Source organism: Mesobacillus subterraneus, assembly GCF_023715485.1.
Classification (GTDB): Bacteria; Bacillota; Bacilli; order Bacillales; family Cytobacillaceae; genus Mesobacillus; species Mesobacillus subterraneus_B.
The window spans coordinates 13,447-30,940 of the sequence record NZ_JAMBOF010000009.1 but is presented as its reverse complement, the minus strand read 5'-3'; the positions used below and the strand labels follow the sequence as shown (position 1 = coordinate 30,940).

Annotated in this window: 14 protein-coding genes; all 14 read left to right on the top strand. The window is 42.4% G+C overall.

Going from position 1 to position 17,494, the window contains the following annotated elements; all coding sequences use genetic code 11:
• The first annotated feature begins 35 nt into the window (after positions 1-35).
• Positions 36-797 carry a FliA/WhiG family RNA polymerase sigma factor gene (locus M3204_RS14270; RefSeq protein WP_251482953.1) on the top strand — a complete coding sequence of 254 codons (762 nt, stop codon included), beginning with the start codon at positions 36-38 and terminating at the stop codon, positions 795-797.
• Between the two features lie 22 nt (positions 798-819).
• Positions 820-2,190, top strand: a complete 1,371-nt coding sequence (locus M3204_RS14265; protein ID WP_251482951.1) for a DUF342 domain-containing protein — start codon at positions 820-822, stop codon at positions 2,188-2,190.
• Positions 2,191-2,199: 9 nt separating this feature from the next.
• Positions 2,200-2,514 (top strand): hypothetical protein, encoded by a 315-nt coding sequence (locus M3204_RS14260; protein ID WP_251482949.1) that lies wholly within the window; start codon positions 2,200-2,202, stop codon positions 2,512-2,514.
• Between the two features lie 9 nt (positions 2,515-2,523).
• Positions 2,524-3,102 carry a hypothetical protein gene (locus tag M3204_RS14255; protein WP_251482947.1) on the top strand — a complete coding sequence of 193 codons (579 nt, stop codon included), beginning with the start codon at positions 2,524-2,526 and terminating at the stop codon, positions 3,100-3,102.
• 144 nt (positions 3,103-3,246) lie between these two features.
• A complete protein-coding gene (rpsB, locus tag M3204_RS14250; protein WP_251482945.1) occupies positions 3,247-3,957 on the top strand; it encodes a 30S ribosomal protein S2 in 711 nt (236 codons plus the stop codon).
• A gap of 146 nt (positions 3,958-4,103) precedes the next feature.
• The gene (tsf, locus tag M3204_RS14245) at positions 4,104-4,988 is read left to right on the top strand and encodes a translation elongation factor Ts (RefSeq protein ID WP_251482942.1); all 885 of its coding nucleotides are present in this window, start codon (positions 4,104-4,106) and stop codon (positions 4,986-4,988) included.
• Between the two features lie 86 nt (positions 4,989-5,074).
• A complete protein-coding gene (pyrH, locus tag M3204_RS14240; protein ID WP_251482941.1) occupies positions 5,075-5,800 on the top strand; it encodes a UMP kinase in 726 nt (241 codons plus the stop codon).
• The gene (gene frr / locus M3204_RS14235; protein ID WP_251482939.1) at positions 5,800-6,357 is read left to right on the top strand and encodes a ribosome recycling factor; all 558 of its coding nucleotides are present in this window, start codon (positions 5,800-5,802) and stop codon (positions 6,355-6,357) included. The genes pyrH and frr overlap by 1 nt, the downstream gene beginning before the upstream one ends.
• A gap of 533 nt (positions 6,358-6,890) precedes the next feature.
• Entirely contained in the window at positions 6,891-7,667 is a 777-nt protein-coding gene (locus M3204_RS14230; protein ID WP_285856957.1) for an isoprenyl transferase, read from the top strand.
• A gap of 19 nt (positions 7,668-7,686) precedes the next feature.
• Positions 7,687-8,475 carry a phosphatidate cytidylyltransferase gene (locus M3204_RS14225; RefSeq protein WP_251482937.1) on the top strand — a complete coding sequence of 263 codons (789 nt, stop codon included), beginning with the start codon at positions 7,687-7,689 and terminating at the stop codon, positions 8,473-8,475.
• Between the two features lie 116 nt (positions 8,476-8,591).
• Positions 8,592-9,734 carry a 1-deoxy-D-xylulose-5-phosphate reductoisomerase gene (locus M3204_RS14220; RefSeq protein ID WP_251482935.1) on the top strand — a complete coding sequence of 381 codons (1,143 nt, stop codon included), beginning with the start codon at positions 8,592-8,594 and terminating at the stop codon, positions 9,732-9,734.
• Between the two features lie 65 nt (positions 9,735-9,799).
• On the top strand, positions 9,800-11,062 hold the full coding sequence (gene rseP, locus M3204_RS14215) for an RIP metalloprotease RseP (protein ID WP_251482934.1): 1,263 nt from the start codon (positions 9,800-9,802) through the stop codon (positions 11,060-11,062).
• Between the two features lie 98 nt (positions 11,063-11,160).
• Positions 11,161-12,864, top strand: coding sequence for a proline--tRNA ligase (locus M3204_RS14210; protein WP_251482932.1), 1,704 nt, complete (start codon positions 11,161-11,163; stop codon positions 12,862-12,864).
• Between the two features lie 192 nt (positions 12,865-13,056).
• The gene (locus tag M3204_RS14205; RefSeq protein ID WP_251482930.1) at positions 13,057-17,382 is read left to right on the top strand and encodes a PolC-type DNA polymerase III; all 4,326 of its coding nucleotides are present in this window, start codon (positions 13,057-13,059) and stop codon (positions 17,380-17,382) included.
• Positions 17,383-17,494: the final 112 nt, after the last annotated feature.

Sequence of the window (17,494 nt, the reverse complement as noted above, 5' to 3'; positions counted from 1 at the left end):
AAGAATAATGCGTTATGCGCGTGAGGAGGATTACAATGGTGCGTGGATCTACATCGGAAGAACAATTGACATGGGAAAAATGGGTACAATCCCGTGATCCGGATGCAGGTAATTTGCTGATTAAAAAATATATGCCACTTGTTTCCTACCATGTGCAAAGAATCTCGGTGAGCCTTCCGAAGAGCGTTTCAAGAGACGATTTAAAAAGCCTGGGTATGATTGGTTTGTATGATGCTTTGGAAAAATTTGATCCAAACAGGGATTTGAAATTTGATACATACTCATCATTTCGTATTCGTGGCGCTATTTTAGATGGATTAAGGAAAGAAGATTGGCTTCCGAGAAGTACTCGGGAGAAAGCAAAAAAAATTGATGCTGCAATTGAGAGGCTTGAACAGCGTTTAATGCGAAATGCGACCATAGAAGAGATTGCCAAGGAACTAAATATGGAAGAAAGCGAAATATATACTACAATCAATGAGCATTTTTTTGCAAATGTCCTTTCCATAGATGAACATCCGAATGAAAATGATGAGAGAGATAACCAATCATTTGTTATCAAGGACGAAAAGGCGGAAATTCCTGAAGAAAAAATCATTAAATCTGAAATGCTTGAGGAAATTGCGTTCATGGTGTCCCAATTAAATGACAAGGAACAGCTTGTTTTAAGCCTGTTTTATAAAGAGGAATTGACTCTGACTGAAATTGGGCAAGTCATGAATTTATCCACATCCAGGATTTCACAGATTCACTCTAAAGCTATCTTTAAATTAAGGAAACGGTTAGAGACAGCATGATAGATCGGAGATGAACTTAAGGATGGAGTACGAGGTTAAGCTATCAAAAGATCGGGTAACAGCGGATTTAATCTTAAACATCCAAGAAGAGGATATTTCCTGTTCTGTAAACGACCTATTGAATATCCTGAAAGAAGAAAAGGTAGTATACGGCATAAAAATAGATGTGTTAACGCAAATATCCACGGATCCTAAATCAGTTGATTATCCGGTGAGAGTTGCAGCAGGTGAACCAAAAACTGATGGGATTGATTCCTATTTGCAGAATGAAGTTCAAAATACTAGTATGCCTGATCAAAAAACCTTTAATTTCCGGGCAGTGTTGCATATACCTTCAGTAAGGCATCGTCAATTGCTGGCAACTATGATCCCTGCAACGGAAGGAACTCCAGGTAAAGATGTGACAGGATATTCCATTCCCGCAAAGCCTGGGCGTCCACTCAAAATAAAAGCTGGCAACAATGTATTGTTCGAGTCTGGGAAATTTTATTCGATGCTTGATGGCCAGGTCAGCATCACAAATAAATCGATTTCCGTAAATCCTGTCTTCGAGGTTAAAGGCGACCTGGACTTAAGGACCGGCAATATTGACTTTGTCGGAAATATCATAATTAAAGGAAACGTTCCTGGCGGATATGAACTGAAGGCTGGAGGAGACATCTATGTCTATGGTCTGGTGGAAGCGGCTGTCCTGCATGCGGAAGGCAATATTATCATCCAGGGCGGAATAGCTGGAGCGATGAAAGGGAGCATAACTGCAGGAGGAAATGTTCAGGTTAATTATCTTAACCAGGCGATTTTAAAGGCTGGACAGGATGTTTTTGTGAAATCATCAATCCTTCATAGCAAGATAACAGTTGGAGGCAATGTTGAGTGTAGAGCTGGTACAATTATTGGAGGCACCATTTCCGCGGGCAGAAATATTTTTGTCAAGGATTTAGGTAATGAGCTTTTCACGAAAACTGAACTTGCCATCGGATGGGATCCTTTACTGGAGAAAACGGAAATAGAATTAATCGAGTCAATCGAAAACAGCAAAGGGAATATTAAAAAGCTGACTGAAATCGAAGTGAAACTGGCTGGAATATCAAAACACACAGGAAAGCTTACAGATGAGCAGCAGCAAATGATCAGCAAGCAGCAGGCTACTAGAATGAGCTTTGAAAACAGCCTGCTTTTAATGATGGACGAACTGAGAATTTTGCAGGCAGAAAAGCAAGACAGGCTGAACTCTTCTTTATTTGTGATTGAAAAGGTTTATCCAAATACTAAAGTTTATTTTGGGAAGTACGCCTTAATGACACACCAGATTTATCGGAAAGTAATGTTCAGACTTGAAAATAGCGAAATCTACATCCATTCATATGAGGTACCTGAAAAAGTTCATACTTAAGGAAGTGACATGATGAGTCTCAAGACAATCGAAATGCAGATTGCGCTTCCACGGACACATGATGCAGGCAAGATTCAGGAACAACTTCAGCAGCGGGGACAACATCTTCAGGAACATGCCGCACAAAGTGTGATGAAGGAAGATGAATTAAAGCGGAAGACCGTGAACAAGAATGAACAGAAGCAAGAAGCACGGCTTAATAAAGACCATGGTTCTTCAAACCAGCAGCAACAAAAGGACAGCCAAAATAACAAGCAAAAGAATGATCATCAATCACCACAGCACCATCCCTACAAGGGAAAAGTAATTGATTACAGCGGATAGAGGGATTTTATGACCACTTTTCTACTACTCTTAAGCCTCATACTAAACGCAGCAGCCATCTTCGCAATTATCCTATTATATTTACGCCAAAACCGGCTTATGGAAGCAGAGAAAAAACAACAAAGAATCATCAAAGAAATTGAAGAGGTTTTTTCTGCTTATTTGTTTGAATTAAAAGAAGAAAATGATACTTTCATTGAAATGATGAAGAAAACAAACAGCGCCAGTCCTTACAAACAAGATGGAACTGCAGATAAAGATGCCACCTCAAGCACTGCGAAAGAAAATACAAACGAACTGCCAAGCAGAATCGGCAAAGGTGTATCCTATCATGCTGCAAGGAAGGCGTATCAACAAAGCAGCAAGCCAGTTTCAGTGAAGGAAGAAGTTGAGGCTGAGGCAGAGGCATTACAGGATAAACCCAGGATACCCGTTTCCGAGAGTGAGCCTGTGCAATTAAGCTTTATTGACCAGGTTGTGAAAATGAAAAAACAAGGATTAACAATTGAGGAAATTGCGCGGGATCTTGACAAAGGTAAAACAGAAATAGAACTTTTGCTTAAATTCCGGCAAAATACGCAAGAATAACTTGATTGTCTTATTTTTATATGCTATATTATCTCATGGTGTTAATACACACGTTCATTGATTTGGCCGGACGGTGCTGTTTCGACAGTTGCCGGCTGAAGATGAGATGAACGGAGGAAATCAAAACCATTAGGAGGAAACAACATGTCAGTAATTTCAATGAAGCAACTGCTTGAAGCTGGTGTACACTTCGGTCACCAGACACGCCGTTGGAACCCTAAGATGAAGAAATACATCTTCACTGAGCGTAACGGCATCTACATCATCGACCTTCAAAAAACAGTTAAGAAGGTAGAAGAAGCTTACAACTACGTGAAAGAGCTTGCTGGTAACGGCGGAACTGTTCTTTTCGTAGGAACTAAGAAACAAGCTCAAGATTCTGTTAAAGAAGAAGCAGCTCGTTCTGGTATGTACTATGTTAACCAACGCTGGTTGGGTGGTACTCTAACTAACTTCGAAACAATCCAAAAGCGTATCTCACGTCTAAAGAACATCGAAAGAATGTCTGAAGACGGAACTTTTGAAGTACTTCCTAAGAAAGAAGTAGTTCAATTGAAGAAAGAGCAAGAGCGTTTAGAGAAATTCCTAGGCGGAATCAAAGATATGAAGGGCCTTCCAGATGCTCTTTTCATCATTGACCCACGCAAAGAGCGCATTGCTGTTGCTGAAGCTCGTAAATTGAACATTCCTATCGTTGGAATTGTTGATACAAACTGTGATCCGGACGAAATCGACGTAGTTATCCCTGCGAACGATGACGCTATCCGCGCTGTTAAATTGCTTACTGCTAAAATGGCTGACGCTATTATCGAAGCTAAGCAAGGCGAAGAAACTACAGAAGCTGTAGAAGCTTAATTTGAAAAAGGTGATATAGGGAAGCACCCTTTATCACCTTTTTTTAAGACTAATAAGTCCTTATAAGCCTGATAGGGTTTATATTGGCAAAATGAAGTTAAAATAAAGTATAGTTACATAATCATGATTCTAGGAGGAATTTCATTATGGCAATTACTGCTCAAATGGTTAAAGAATTGCGTGAAAAAACAGGCGCAGGTATGATGGACTGCAAAAATGCACTTACTGAAACAGCTGGAGATATGGACAAAGCAATCGATTACCTTCGTGAAAAAGGAATCGCAAAAGCAGCTAAGAAAGCTGACCGCATCGCTGCTGAAGGAACAACTTATATCCTTACAGAAGGCAATGAAGCTGTAATCCTCGAAGTAAACTCTGAAACAGATTTCGTTGCAAAGAACGAAGGCTTCCAGGCTCTTGTTAAAGAACTTGCTGAGCACCTTCTGAAAAACAAGCCGGCATCTGCTGAAGAAGCAAACACTCAAACTATGGAAAACGGTGCAACTGTAGAAAGCCACATCAATGCAGCAATTGCTAAGATTGGTGAAAAGCTTTCCCTTCGCCGCTTTGAAATCAAGACTAAAACTGACAATGATGCATTCGGTGCATACCTTCACATGGGCGGACGCATTGGTGTCTTAACAGTTCTTGAAGGAACTACTGACGAAGCATCTGCTAAAGACGTTTCTATGCATATCGCTGCATTAAAACCTAAATATGTATCTCGTGACGAAGTTTCTCAAGAAGAAGTTGAACACGAGCGCCAAATCCTTACTCAGCAAGCTCTTAACGAAGGCAAACCTGAAAATATCGTTGCGAAAATGGTTGAAGGCCGTCTAAGCAAGTATTTCGAAGATGTTTGTGTACTTGACCAGACTTTTGTTAAGAATCCTGATCAAAAAGTACGCCAGTTTGTTGAATCTAAAGGCGCTACTGTTCGTGAATTCACTCGTTATGAAGTAGGCGAAGGCATCGAAAAGCGTGAAGATAACTTTGCTGAAGAAGTAATGAACCAAGTAAACAAGAAATAATTATTACTAGCCTATGTAATTGCAGGGAACACTTTGTGTTCCCTGTTTTTGGACATAGCTTTATAAATTACATATGGAGGTACCCTATGACTAGCCCACAATACAAAAGAGTTGTTTTAAAGTTAAGTGGAGAAGCTTTAGCCGGAGAACAAGGATTTGGCATCAATCCGTCGGTAATCAAAAATGTTGCAGACCAGGTAAAAGAGATTGCGGAGCTTGGTGTCGAAGTCGCCGTTGTAGTAGGCGGGGGAAATATCTGGCGAGGTAAAATCGGTGAAGAAATGGGAATGGACAGAGCGACGGCAGACTATATGGGCATGCTCGCAACGGTCATGAATTCCCTTTCTTTACAGGACAGCCTGGAACAAGCGGGGATCGAAACAAGGGTTCAAACTTCCATTGAAATGCGTCAGGTGGCGGAGCCTTACATCAGAAGAAGAGCGATCAGACATCTAGAGAAAACGCGCGTTGTCATTTTCGCAGCAGGAACAGGAAATCCATACTTCTCAACGGATACCACAGCTGCATTACGTGCTGCCGAAATTGAGGCAGATGTAATCCTGATGGCGAAGAATAATGTTGATGGCGTATATTCTGCAGACCCGCGTGTTGACAAGAATGCGACCAAATATGATGAACTATCTTATTTGGATGTTTTAAAGGAAGGCTTAGCTGTTATGGATTCCACAGCTTCATCATTATGCATGGACAATGATATCCCATTAATTGTTTTCTCTATCATGGAGAAAGGTAATATCAAAAGAGCAGTAATGGGTGAAACAATCGGAACAATTGTGAGGGGGAAAAACTAATGCCAAAACAAGCAATTGCCAATTCAAAGGAAAGAATGACAAAAGCGATTCAAGCATACACTCGCGAACTAGCCAGCATCCGTGCCGGAAGAGCCAGTGCTTCTCTTCTTGACAGAATCCAGGTGGAATATTATGGAGCGCCGACTCCTGTAAACCAGCTGGCCGGTATATCTGTACCTGAGGCCCGTTTGCTAGTTATCCAGCCGTATGATAAGTCAATCTTAGGTGAAATCGAAAAAGCAATTTTAAAATCTGATCTTGGCTTGAATCCTTCTAATGATGGATCCATCATTAGACTTGCCATCCCTCAGCTTACGGAAGAACGCCGTAAAGAGCTTGCTAAGCAAGTGAAAAAAGAAGCGGAAGAAGCGAAAGTTGCTATCCGCAACATTCGCCGCGATGGAAATGAAGATTTAAAGAAGCTTGAAAAAAATGGTGAAATCACTGAAGATGACCTTCGTGGATATTCAGATGATATTCAAAAAATGACTGATGAGCATATTACTAAAATCGATCAGATTACGAAAGATAAGGAAAAAGAAATTTTAGAAGTGTAAATCACAGGCGTGGATTAACGTTTGCGATGAATACTGAAAAATTGGACTTTTTACGAAAACCCTCTGTTTTCCAGGGGGTTTTTTCTCTATCCATATATACATTTTAGAAAAGATGTACCGTAACGTGTAGATTAAGGGGAAAATAACAAGTTTACGAAACGAGCCTAAATGATAGAATATAATAATGTTGGGTGTTATATTCTGTTTTGCTTTTAATGTACATAATCTTTATGTAAGACACTTTTAGCTGCAATTTGAACGAAAAAGCATAGCAATAGCGACATTCAGATGAATACATCCATTTATAGAGATATCTTTTTTCTTTTTTGGTATGATAGTGGCATATGGATATGGCAGAAAAAGAAAAGGATCTCACATATAGTTTACCTAAATGAGGTGTCCAGCTTCAGCGTACGCCTTTCGTGCAACAAACGGACTTTGAGTAGAGACCTGTCTGCTTGAATAAAGTCTGAATGAGGCATAAAACCATGTCAGATCGGAGTTATAGATTATCTTTTGGGGGAGCTGTCCTAATGTTAAATAAAATGAATCTATGGAAGAAAGAAAATAACTCTTCCAGTCTCCGAGATCGTGTACTTCAAATTAAAGAACATGATGTACCATCTCATGTTGCTATAATAATGGATGGCAATGGACGCTGGGCTAAAAAACGTGCTTTGCCCCGTGTTGCCGGCCATCATGAAGGCATGAAGGTTGTCCGGAAAATAACCAAGCTTGCAAATGAACTTGGAGTTAAGACTCTAACCGTTTATGCTTTTTCAACAGAAAATTGGAAACGGCCAAAAATGGAAGTTGATTTTTTAATGAAGCTGCCTGAAGAATTTCTCGGTACTTTCCTTCCTGAGCTTATCGAAGAAAATGTCCGTGTAGAAATGATTGGCTATATGGATAAGCTGCCGGACCATACAAGGAAAGCAGTAGGAAAAGCGAAGGAAGATACGAAAGACAATACCGGCCTGACGTTGAATTTCGCCCTGAATTATGGCAGCAGGGCAGAAATCCTTGATGGAGTCAAACGAGTCTTAAATGATGTCAAAAGTGGTATAATGAGTGAGGATGAATTGACGGAGGAAGTATTTTCTTCTTATTTGATGACAAAGGATTTTAAAGACCCTGATTTGTTAATCAGGACAAGCGGCGAGATCCGCTTAAGCAATTTTATGCTTTGGCAGCTTGCATATACAGAATTTTGGTTTACAGATGTACTGTGGCCTGATTTCAACGAGGAGCATTTTGTCGAAGCAATTGAAGCATTCCAGGGTCGCCAGCGGCGTTTTGGAGGAGTATAAAAAAGGTGTGAATAAATAGATGAAGCAGAGAATCATTACAGCAGTCGCAGCAGCAGCGGTTTTTCTTCCAATCGTAATCTTTGGAGGCTTGCCATTTATCGCAATGGTCTATCTTATTGCGTCCGTTGCTTTATATGAAGCATTGAACATGAGGAAATTAAAGCTATTATCAGTCCCAGGAATAATTTCATTGGTTTTATTATGGGTTTTTATGATTCCAGAGCAATATCTAGGTATTCTTGATAGCATAAATTATACAAAAATGGAACTTTTCCTGCTCGGAGTACTTTTATTCCTAACATACACGGTCATCACGAAAAACAGGTTTACTTTTGAGGATGTTGCATTCTCCATCCTGTCCACTCTTTATGTTGGACTGGGCTTTTACTTTTTCATTGAAACAAGAGAAGCAAGTCTTCCTTATGTGTTCTATTCGTTATTCATGATCTGGGCTACCGATTCGGGGGCATATTTTATCGGACGGGCGATAGGCAAACGCAAACTATGGCCTGAAATAAGCCCAAATAAAACAACTGAAGGCTTTTTTGGAGGCGTGGTTTCTGCACTTGCCGTCGCCATTCTTTTCAGTATTTTCGCTGACATGGAAGTTTCTGTAGTCGTTCTGCTTGCAGCAACAGCTTTCTTATCGGTTTTCGGCCAGGTGGGAGACCTTGTAGAGTCTGCTATGAAGAGGCATTACAATGTGAAGGATTCAGGCAAAATCCTGCCTGGACATGGCGGGATGCTTGACCGGTTTGACAGCCTGTTGTTTGTCTGGCCGTTAATCCATCTTTTCCACCTATTATAAAACCCTTCGATGTTTTATTACTGATAAGCAGGCTGTGACTAAAAGGGTATTGCACATAAATCGGATAAAACCGGGGTGCGTTTGTTTCCCGTTGAAGATATTTAGGAGTGAACTTTGTGAAGAAAATCAGCTTGTTAGGTGCTACAGGATCAATCGGAATCCAAACGCTTGATGTGATCAGAGAGCATCCTGAAGAATTTAAACTAGTATCGATGTCGGCCGGCCGGAACATGGACCTTACACGTAAAATCATCAGTGAGTTCCAACCGGAACTGGTTTCCGTCCAGGAAAAGGCAGATGCTGAAACTTTAAAGACTGAGTTTTCGAATGTGAAGATAGTTTATGGGAACGAAGGTCTTGAGGAAGCCGCGGTATTCCATAAATCAAGTATTCTTGTCAACGCTGTACTGGGCAGTGTGGGTTTACGTCCTACGCTTGAAGCGATAAAAGCCAGGAAGACGATTGCAATTGCCAATAAGGAAACACTTGTTACAGCAGGTCACATTGTAATGGAAGAAGCCAGGCGCCACAATGTGTCCGTACTGCCGGTAGACAGCGAGCATTCTGCAATTTTTCAGTCTTTGCAGGGAGAGAATGAGAAAAATATCGAGAGGCTGATCCTGACTGCATCAGGAGGAAGCTTCAGAGACCGGACACGAGAGGAATTGCAAGGAGTCACTAAAGCAGATGCTCTGAACCACCCAAACTGGTCCATGGGTGCAAAAATAACCATTGATTCTGCAACAATGATGAATAAGGGGCTCGAAGTGATTGAAGCACACTGGCTATTCTCACTTCCCTATGAAAGTATATCCGTATTGCTTCATCGTGAAAGTATCATCCATTCAATGGTAGAGTTCCATGATACCAGCATCATTGCGCAGCTTGGAACTCCTGATATGAAGGTGCCAATCCAATATGCTCTTACATATCCTGACCGGTTGCCGTTACATTCAGGGAAGAGATTGAATCTTGCTGAGATCGGCAAACTGCACTTCAAGGAAATGGACTATGACCGGTTCCGCTGTTTGAAATTCGCCTATGAAGCTGGCAATTCCGGCGGAACCCTGCCTGCTGTCATGAATGCAGCCAATGAAGCGGCAGTAGCTGCCTTTTTGGAAGACAGAATCACTTTTCTGCAAATTGAAGACTTGATTGAGAAAGCAATGGACAGCCATGAAATCACAAAAAATCCAAGCCTTGAAACGATCCAAGAGGTTGATAAAGAAACAAGAAGCTTTATAAACTCACTTGTATAAAGAACTGAAAGGCCTCAGGTTTAGTAAAAGTGAATTCTTATCCTTAAAAAAGGTGGTTAGATAATTTGAATACAGTTATTGCTTTTATCGTCATTTTTGGCGCCCTCGTGTTCTTCCATGAACTTGGGCACTTGATTTTCGCGAAGCGGGCCGGGATTCTCTGCCGTGAATTCGCTATCGGTTTTGGGCCAAAGGTTTTCTCGCATAAAAAAAATGAAACAACCTATACAATCCGCCTGCTCCCAATAGGAGGATTTGTGCGGATGGCTGGGGAAGACCCGGAAATGATCGAAATAAAGCCAGGCCATCGAGTGGGCTTGCTTTTCAATGGCAGCGAGGAAGTCACAAAAATCATCCTCAATAATAAGGAAAAGTTTCCTGATGCACGCATTATTGAAGTAGAGAAAGCTGACATCGAGCACGCCCTTTTTATCAAAGGTTATGAAGAGGGAGACGAGGATACACAGCTAAAATCATTCCCAATCAGTAAGAGTGCCGTGCTTGTCGAGAATGGTACAGAAACGCAAATAGCTCCGTACGACAGGCAATTCGGATCAAAAACTCTCGGTCAAAGAACGCTGGCGATCTTTGCCGGACCTATGATGAATTTCCTGCTCGCCATGGTCATATTCATCATTCTTGCCATCTTCCAGGGCATCCCGTCAAATGAGCCTGTTTTAGGAAAGCTGACACCGGATGGAAGTGCGCTTGATGCAGGGTTAAAAGAGGGCGACATTGTTAACAGCATTGAAGGATCAGAAGTATCCAGCTGGCAGGATGTCGTTGAGATCATCCGCAAGAACCCGGGAAATGAACTCGATTTCTCCATCGTAAGAGATGGGGAAAGCATGGAGGTACCTGTAACCCCAGAAACAAAGGAAGTTGAAGGGGAAAAATTCGGGTTGATCGGTGTATACAGCCCTGTTGAAAAATCACCTTTGAAATCCATAACCTATGGTGTGAAGGAAACGTATTACTGGACAGTTGAGATTTTTTCCATGCTTGGAAAACTGCTGACTGGGCAATTTTCAATTGATGCGCTGTCAGGTCCTGTGGGGATCTATGTCTCGACAGATACTGTTGCAAAGTCTGGAATCTTTTATTTAATGAAATGGGCGGCAATCCTGAGCATTAACCTGGGAATCATGAACCTGCTCCCATTCCCGGCACTTGATGGCGGCAGATTGACCTTCTTCGCGGTTGAAGCGCTGAGAGGGAAGCCGATTGACAAGCAAAAAGAAGGAATGGTCCATTTCGTCGGCTTCGCATTATTGATGCTGCTGATGCTTGTGGTAACCTGGAATGATATCCAGAGGTTCTTTTTATAGGCTTTAGAAAAAACTTTTTTTCCTGCCAGGGCGTATACCCGGCAGGAAAATTTTTACCCGAGAACTATATTTTTAATATCCTAATGAGGTGTAGATCAATGAAGCAAAGTATGACGCTTATTCCTACTTTAAGAGAAGTACCATCAGACGCAGAAGTAAAAAGTCACCAGCTGCTGTTGCGTGCTGGATTCATCCGCCAAAACGCTAGCGGAGTTTATACATATATGCCTTTGGGCCGAAAAGTCCTGCAAAAGGTTGAAGCGATTATCAGGGAAGAAATGAATAATGCAGGAGCTGCTGAACTATTTATGCCAGCACTTCAGCAGGCAGAGTTATGGCAGGAATCAGGACGTTGGTATTCATATGGGCCAGAACTGATGAGGCTGCGGGACAGACATGACCGTGAGTTTGCCCTCGGAGCTACCCATGAAGAGGTAATCACAAGCCTAGTACGCGATGAAGTAAAATCCTATAAACGTCTACCGCTAACTCTGTATCAAATCCAGACGAAATTCCGCGATGAAAAGCGCCCTAGATTCGGCCTTTTGCGCGGCCGTGAATTCATCATGAAAGATGCGTACTCATTCCATGCTAATCAAGAGAGTTTAGACCAGGTCTATGACCGTCTTTTCCAGGCATATTCTAATGTTTTCAAGCGCTGTGGTCTGAATTTCCGTGCGGTAATCGCAGATTCAGGTGCAATGGGCGGGAAAGATACACATGAATTCATGGTCCTTTCCGATATTGGCGAAGATACGATTGCTTATTCGGATACTTCAGACTTTGCAGCCAATATTGAAATGGCTCCAGTTACTGCTGTGTACGAAAAAAGCAGTGAGCCGGCAAATAGTCTCGAAAAAGTCCATACAGAAAACAAGAAGACGATCGAAGAAGTATCTTCCTTCCTGCAGGTCCAAGAGAAGGATTGCATAAAATCATTGCTGTTTAAAGTGGATGACCGCCAGATCCTCGTTTTGGTCCGCGGTGACCATGAAGTGAATGATATTAAGCTTAAAAACTTCTTAGAAGCATCAGTTGTAGAATTGGCAGATGTAAATACGACCAAAGAAGTCCTTGGCTGCTCAGTTGGCTCACTTGGGCCAATTGGCGTGGAGAATGTGGAGGTTTTCGCTGATCATGCAGTCGAAGCAATTGTCAACGGCGTCTGTGGTGCAAATGTAGAAGACTATCATTTTAAGAATGTGAATCCTGAGCGCGACTTCAAGGTAAGTGCGTACGCAGATTTGCGCTTTATCAAGGAGGGGGATCCTTCTCCAGATGGTCAGGGAACAATCGTCTTTGCAAAAGGGATTGAGGTAGGTCATGTCTTTAAACTTGGTACAAGATACAGTGAGGCGATGAACGCTGTATTCCTTGATGAAAACGGCAGGACACAGCCGATGATCATGGGGTGCTATGGTATCGGCGTATCCCGTACGATGGCTGCGGTTGCAGAACAATTCAGTGATGAGAACGGTCTTGTTTGGCCGTCTAATATTACACCATTCGATGTCCATCTCATTGCGGTCAATATGAAGGACAGTGATCAAGCTGCTTTGGCTGAAGAGCTTTATTCCAATTTGAAGGACTCGGGTCTCGATGTGCTTCTCGATGACCGCCAGGAGCGTCCAGGGGTGAAATTTGCTGATTCTGACCTGATTGGTCTGCCAGTCAGGATTACCGTAGGCAAAAAAGCAGGCGAAGGAATCGTCGAAGTCAAAATCCGCAAAAATGGCGATATGCAAGAAGTCCACAAGGATCAACTTGCTGATACAATTAAAGGTATTCTCCAAGAACTATAAACATTCAGCGGGTCCCATTAGAGGATCCGCTTTTTAGATGGTAAAATTCAAACACTGTCTAACGGCACATTCTTTTTATGTTATAATAACGATTGCTAATAACCACAAATGGACAATTTTAAGTCATTAGATATAAGGCAATTAGCCTGATAGATAGATATTTCAAGCTTTTCAGATGGGAGAGATATAACCATGGGTGATCTTTCTTCGGGGAAAAAAGAAAGGTTTCAGCTCCTGCTGCAGCAGCTGCAGCTTACAGAAGATGCGATTGTCACTCATTTTCACAATGCTGAAATTGACAGAGTAGTAATTGAAAAACAAGCAAGGAGATGGCATTTCTATTTCCAGTTCGAAAAAATTGTCCCTTGCCAGCTTTATAGCACTTTTACAAGTAAGCTGGAACAAACATTCTCGCATATTGCAAAAATTTCATACACAGTAAAAGTACTTGAGCAGGCGATCAGTGAACAGGAAATCCTGGATTACTGGAAGGTCTGCATTAAAGAAATAGACGGAATTGCACCTCCGCTTTTAAAACTGCTGAATGAACAGTTTCCAAAAATCCAGGGAACAAAACTGGTACTAAGTGTTCGAAATGAAACTGAAGGACTTGCCATCAAAAGAAAGTACTCCAGCATCATTTCAGAAATCTACCAGGGTTTAGGATTCCCGCTGTTAACAATCGATACCGAAGTAAGCGAAAGCAACGCTTCAGATGAATATGAAAAATTCATGAAAGCGAAAGAGAAGGAAGACCAGGAACGCGGTCTAATGGCGATGATCGAAATGCAGAAGAAAGAAGCGGAAAAAGCACAGGGTGACGGTGCACCGCAAGAAGGCCCGCTTACGATCGGCCTGACGATCAAGGATGACGCTGACTTCCGCAAGCTTGAAGAAATTGTCGATGAAGAGCGCCGTGTAGCAGTTGAAGGGTATGTTTTCTTTGCTGAAACGAAGGAGCTCCGCAGCGGCAGAACGCTTTTAACATTTAAAATTACTGACTATACAAGTTCAATCATGGTTAAAATGTTCTCTCGCGATAAGGAAGATGCAGCTCTTTATCAGCGTGTTACGAAGGGTATGTGGCTGAAGGTACGCGGCAGCATCCAGAATGATACTTTTGTACGCGATTTAGTCATGATTGGAAATGACATAAACGAAATTAAGGCGAAGGGAAGAATCGACACTGCTCCCGAAGGAGAAAAGCGTGTAGAACTTCATCTTCACTCACCTATGAGCCAGATGGATGCAGTGACACCAGTGAGCGCCCTTGTGGCACAGGCGGCGAAATGGGGACACAAAGCGATTGCGATCACAGATCATGCTGTTGTCCAATCCTACCCGGAAGCTTTCGGTGCAGGAAAGAAAAATGGCATCAAGATTTTGTATGGTGTTGAAATCAACCTTGTGGATGATGGGGTGCCAATAGCTTATAACGATGCGCACAGACTTTTAACTGAAGATACGTATGTTGTTTTCGACGTTGAAACAACTGGTCTTTCAGCTGTGTATGACACGATCATCGAACTTGCAGCAGTAAAAATTCATAATGGTGAAATCATTGACCGCTTTGAATCGTTTGCAAACCCGCATCATCGTTTATCAGCAACCACGATCAACTTGACAGGCATTACTGATGACATGGTCAGGAACGCCCCAGAAGTAAGTGAAGTCTTGCAGAAGTTCAAGGATTGGACAGGAGATAGCGTATTAGTAGCGCACAATGCTTCTTTTGATATGGGCTTCCTCAACGTGGGATATAAAAAAATAGGAATGGGCAAGGCGCCTAATCCGGTTATCGATACACTCGAACTTGGCCGTTTCCTGTATCCAGACATGAAGAACCACAGATTGAATACTTTGGCCAAGAAATTTGATATTGAATTGACACAGCATCACCGTGCGATCTATGATGCCGAGGCAACAGGCTATCTATTGCTCCGGATGCTCAAGGATGCTGGCGAAAAAGGTCTGGAGTACCATGACCAGCTGAATGACAATATGGGACAGGGAAAAGCCTACCAGCGGGCACGTCCTTACCATGCAACGTTGCTGGCCCAGAATGAAGTCGGCATGAAAAACATCTTTAAATTAGTATCAATAGCACATATTGATTATTTTTACCGTGTGCCGCGGATACCGAGATCTGTTTTAAACAAACACCGTGAAGGGATCCTGATCGGATCGGGCTGCGATAAAGGTGAAGTGTTTGAGGGTATGATGCAAAAAGGACCTGACGAGGTTGAAGAAGCTGCCCATTTCTATGATTATCTAGAAGTTCATCCTAAAGCCGTTTACGCCCATCTTTTGGAGTTGGAGTTAGTGCGTGACCAAAAGGCACTAGAAGATATTATTACAAATATCGTAAAGCTTGGTGAAAAACTTGAGCTGCCAGTAGTAGCTACAGGGAATGTACACTACCTGAATGAAAATGATAAAATCTACCGCAAGATTTTAATCAATTCCCAGGGCGGCGCAAACCCGCTGAATCGCCACCAGCTTCCCGATGTCCACTTCAGGACTACGAATGAAATGCTTGATGCATTCAAGTTTTTAGGAGAAGACAAAGCGAAAGAGATTGTTGTCGAGAATACGAACAAAATTGCTGACATGATTGATGTCATCAAGCCAATCAAAGATGATCTTTACACTCCGAAAATTGAAGGTGCGGATGAAGAGATGCGCAGCATGAGCTACGGCATGGCCAGGAAGATTTACGGTGAGAATTTGCCGGAAATCGTCGAAGCGCGTCTTGAAAAAGAATTGAAAAGTATCATTGACAACGGCTTTGCGGTTATTTACCTGATTTCGCATAAGCTTGTAAAAAAGTCATTGGATGATGGCTATCTTGTGGGTTCCCGTGGATCGGTAGGATCATCTTTCGTTGCGACGATGACGGAAATTACCGAGGTAAATCCGCTTCCGCCGCATTATGTATGTCCGAAATGCAAAAAATCGGAGTTCTTCAATGATGGATCAGTCGGCTCAGGTTTCGACCTGCCTGATAAAGACTGTCCAGACTGCGGAATAAAGTATACTAAAGACGGCCATGATATCCCGTTTGAAACTTTCCTTGGATTTAAAGGGGACAAGGTTCCCGATATTGACTTGAATTTCTCTGGTGAATATCAGCCGCGCGCCCATAACTATACAAAGGTTTTGTTCGGTGAAGAATACGTTTATCGCGCTGGAACAATTGGCACCGTTGCTGATAAAACAGCCTATGGCTATGTTAAAGGCTATCAGGGTGATAACAATCTTACGCTTCGCGGCGCGGAAATCGATCGTCTTGCTTCTGGGTGTACTGGTGTCAAAAGAACGACAGGTCAGCACCCGGGGGGAATCATCGTTGTTCCGGATTACATGGATATTTACGACTTTTCGCCAATCCAGTTTCCGGCGGACAGTAACACTTCCGAATGGAAAACAACCCATTTTGATTTCCACTCCATCCATGATAATCTTTTGAAGCTCGATATTCTGGGACACGATGACCCGACAGTGATCAGGATGCTCCAGGATTTGAGCGGCATCGATCCGAAGACGATCCCGACTGATGATCCTGAAGTCATGAAGATATTCAGTGGAACCGAATCTTTGGGAGTCACTGAGCAGCAAATTATATCCAAGACAGGTTCGCTTGGTATTCCTGAATTCGGAACTCGGTTCGTCCGCCAGATGCTCGAAGATACAAAGCCAACCACTTTCTCGGAGCTTGTACAGATTTCCGGTCTTTCCCATGGCACGGACGTATGGCTGGGAAATGCCCAGGAATTGATCCATAACAATATATGCAACCTTAGCGAAGTAATCGGCTGCCGTGATGATATCATGGTATACCTTATCTACCAGGGCCTTGAACCGGCCTTTGCTTTCAAAATCATGGAATCAGTCCGTAAAGGTAAAGGATTGACAGATGAAATGGAAGAGGAAATGCGAAAAAATAAGGTTCCAGAATGGTATATTGATTCCTGCAAGAAAATCAAGTACATGTTCCCTAAAGCTCACGCTGCAGCATATGTATTGATGGCTGTAAGGATTGCGTACTTCAAGGTCCACCATCCGCTTATGTACTATGCTGCCTACTTCACAGTAAGGGCAGATGACTTCGATGTTGATGCAATGGTCCGCGGATCCGAAAGCATTCGGTCAGTAATTGAAGAAATCAATGCCAAGGGTTTGGACGCTTCAACAAAAGAAAAGAACCTGATGACAGTCATGGAGCTTGCGCTTGAAATGTGCGAACGAGGTTTTAGTTTTGCTAAAGTCGATCTATACAAATCGAGTGCGACGGAATTTATTATTGAAGGCGACACTTTAATTCCGCCATTCAATGCAATACCAGGACTTGGAACGAATGCTGCCATCAATATTGTTAAATCCAGAGAAGAAGGAGAGTTCCTCTCGAAAGAAGACCTTCAACAGCGAGGCAAGATTTCCAAGACGATTCTCGAATACCTGGACAACCATGGCTGTCTGCAGGGCATGCCAGATCAGAATCAGCTGTCGTTGTTTTAGCATGTTTATAGATAGACTTCCGATAGGGAGTCTGTTTTTTTACATATCCTGGGGAACCTTCACCATAACAGGTGTTTTATTCTAAAATTTTGACGAATGCAGCGGAAAGCGA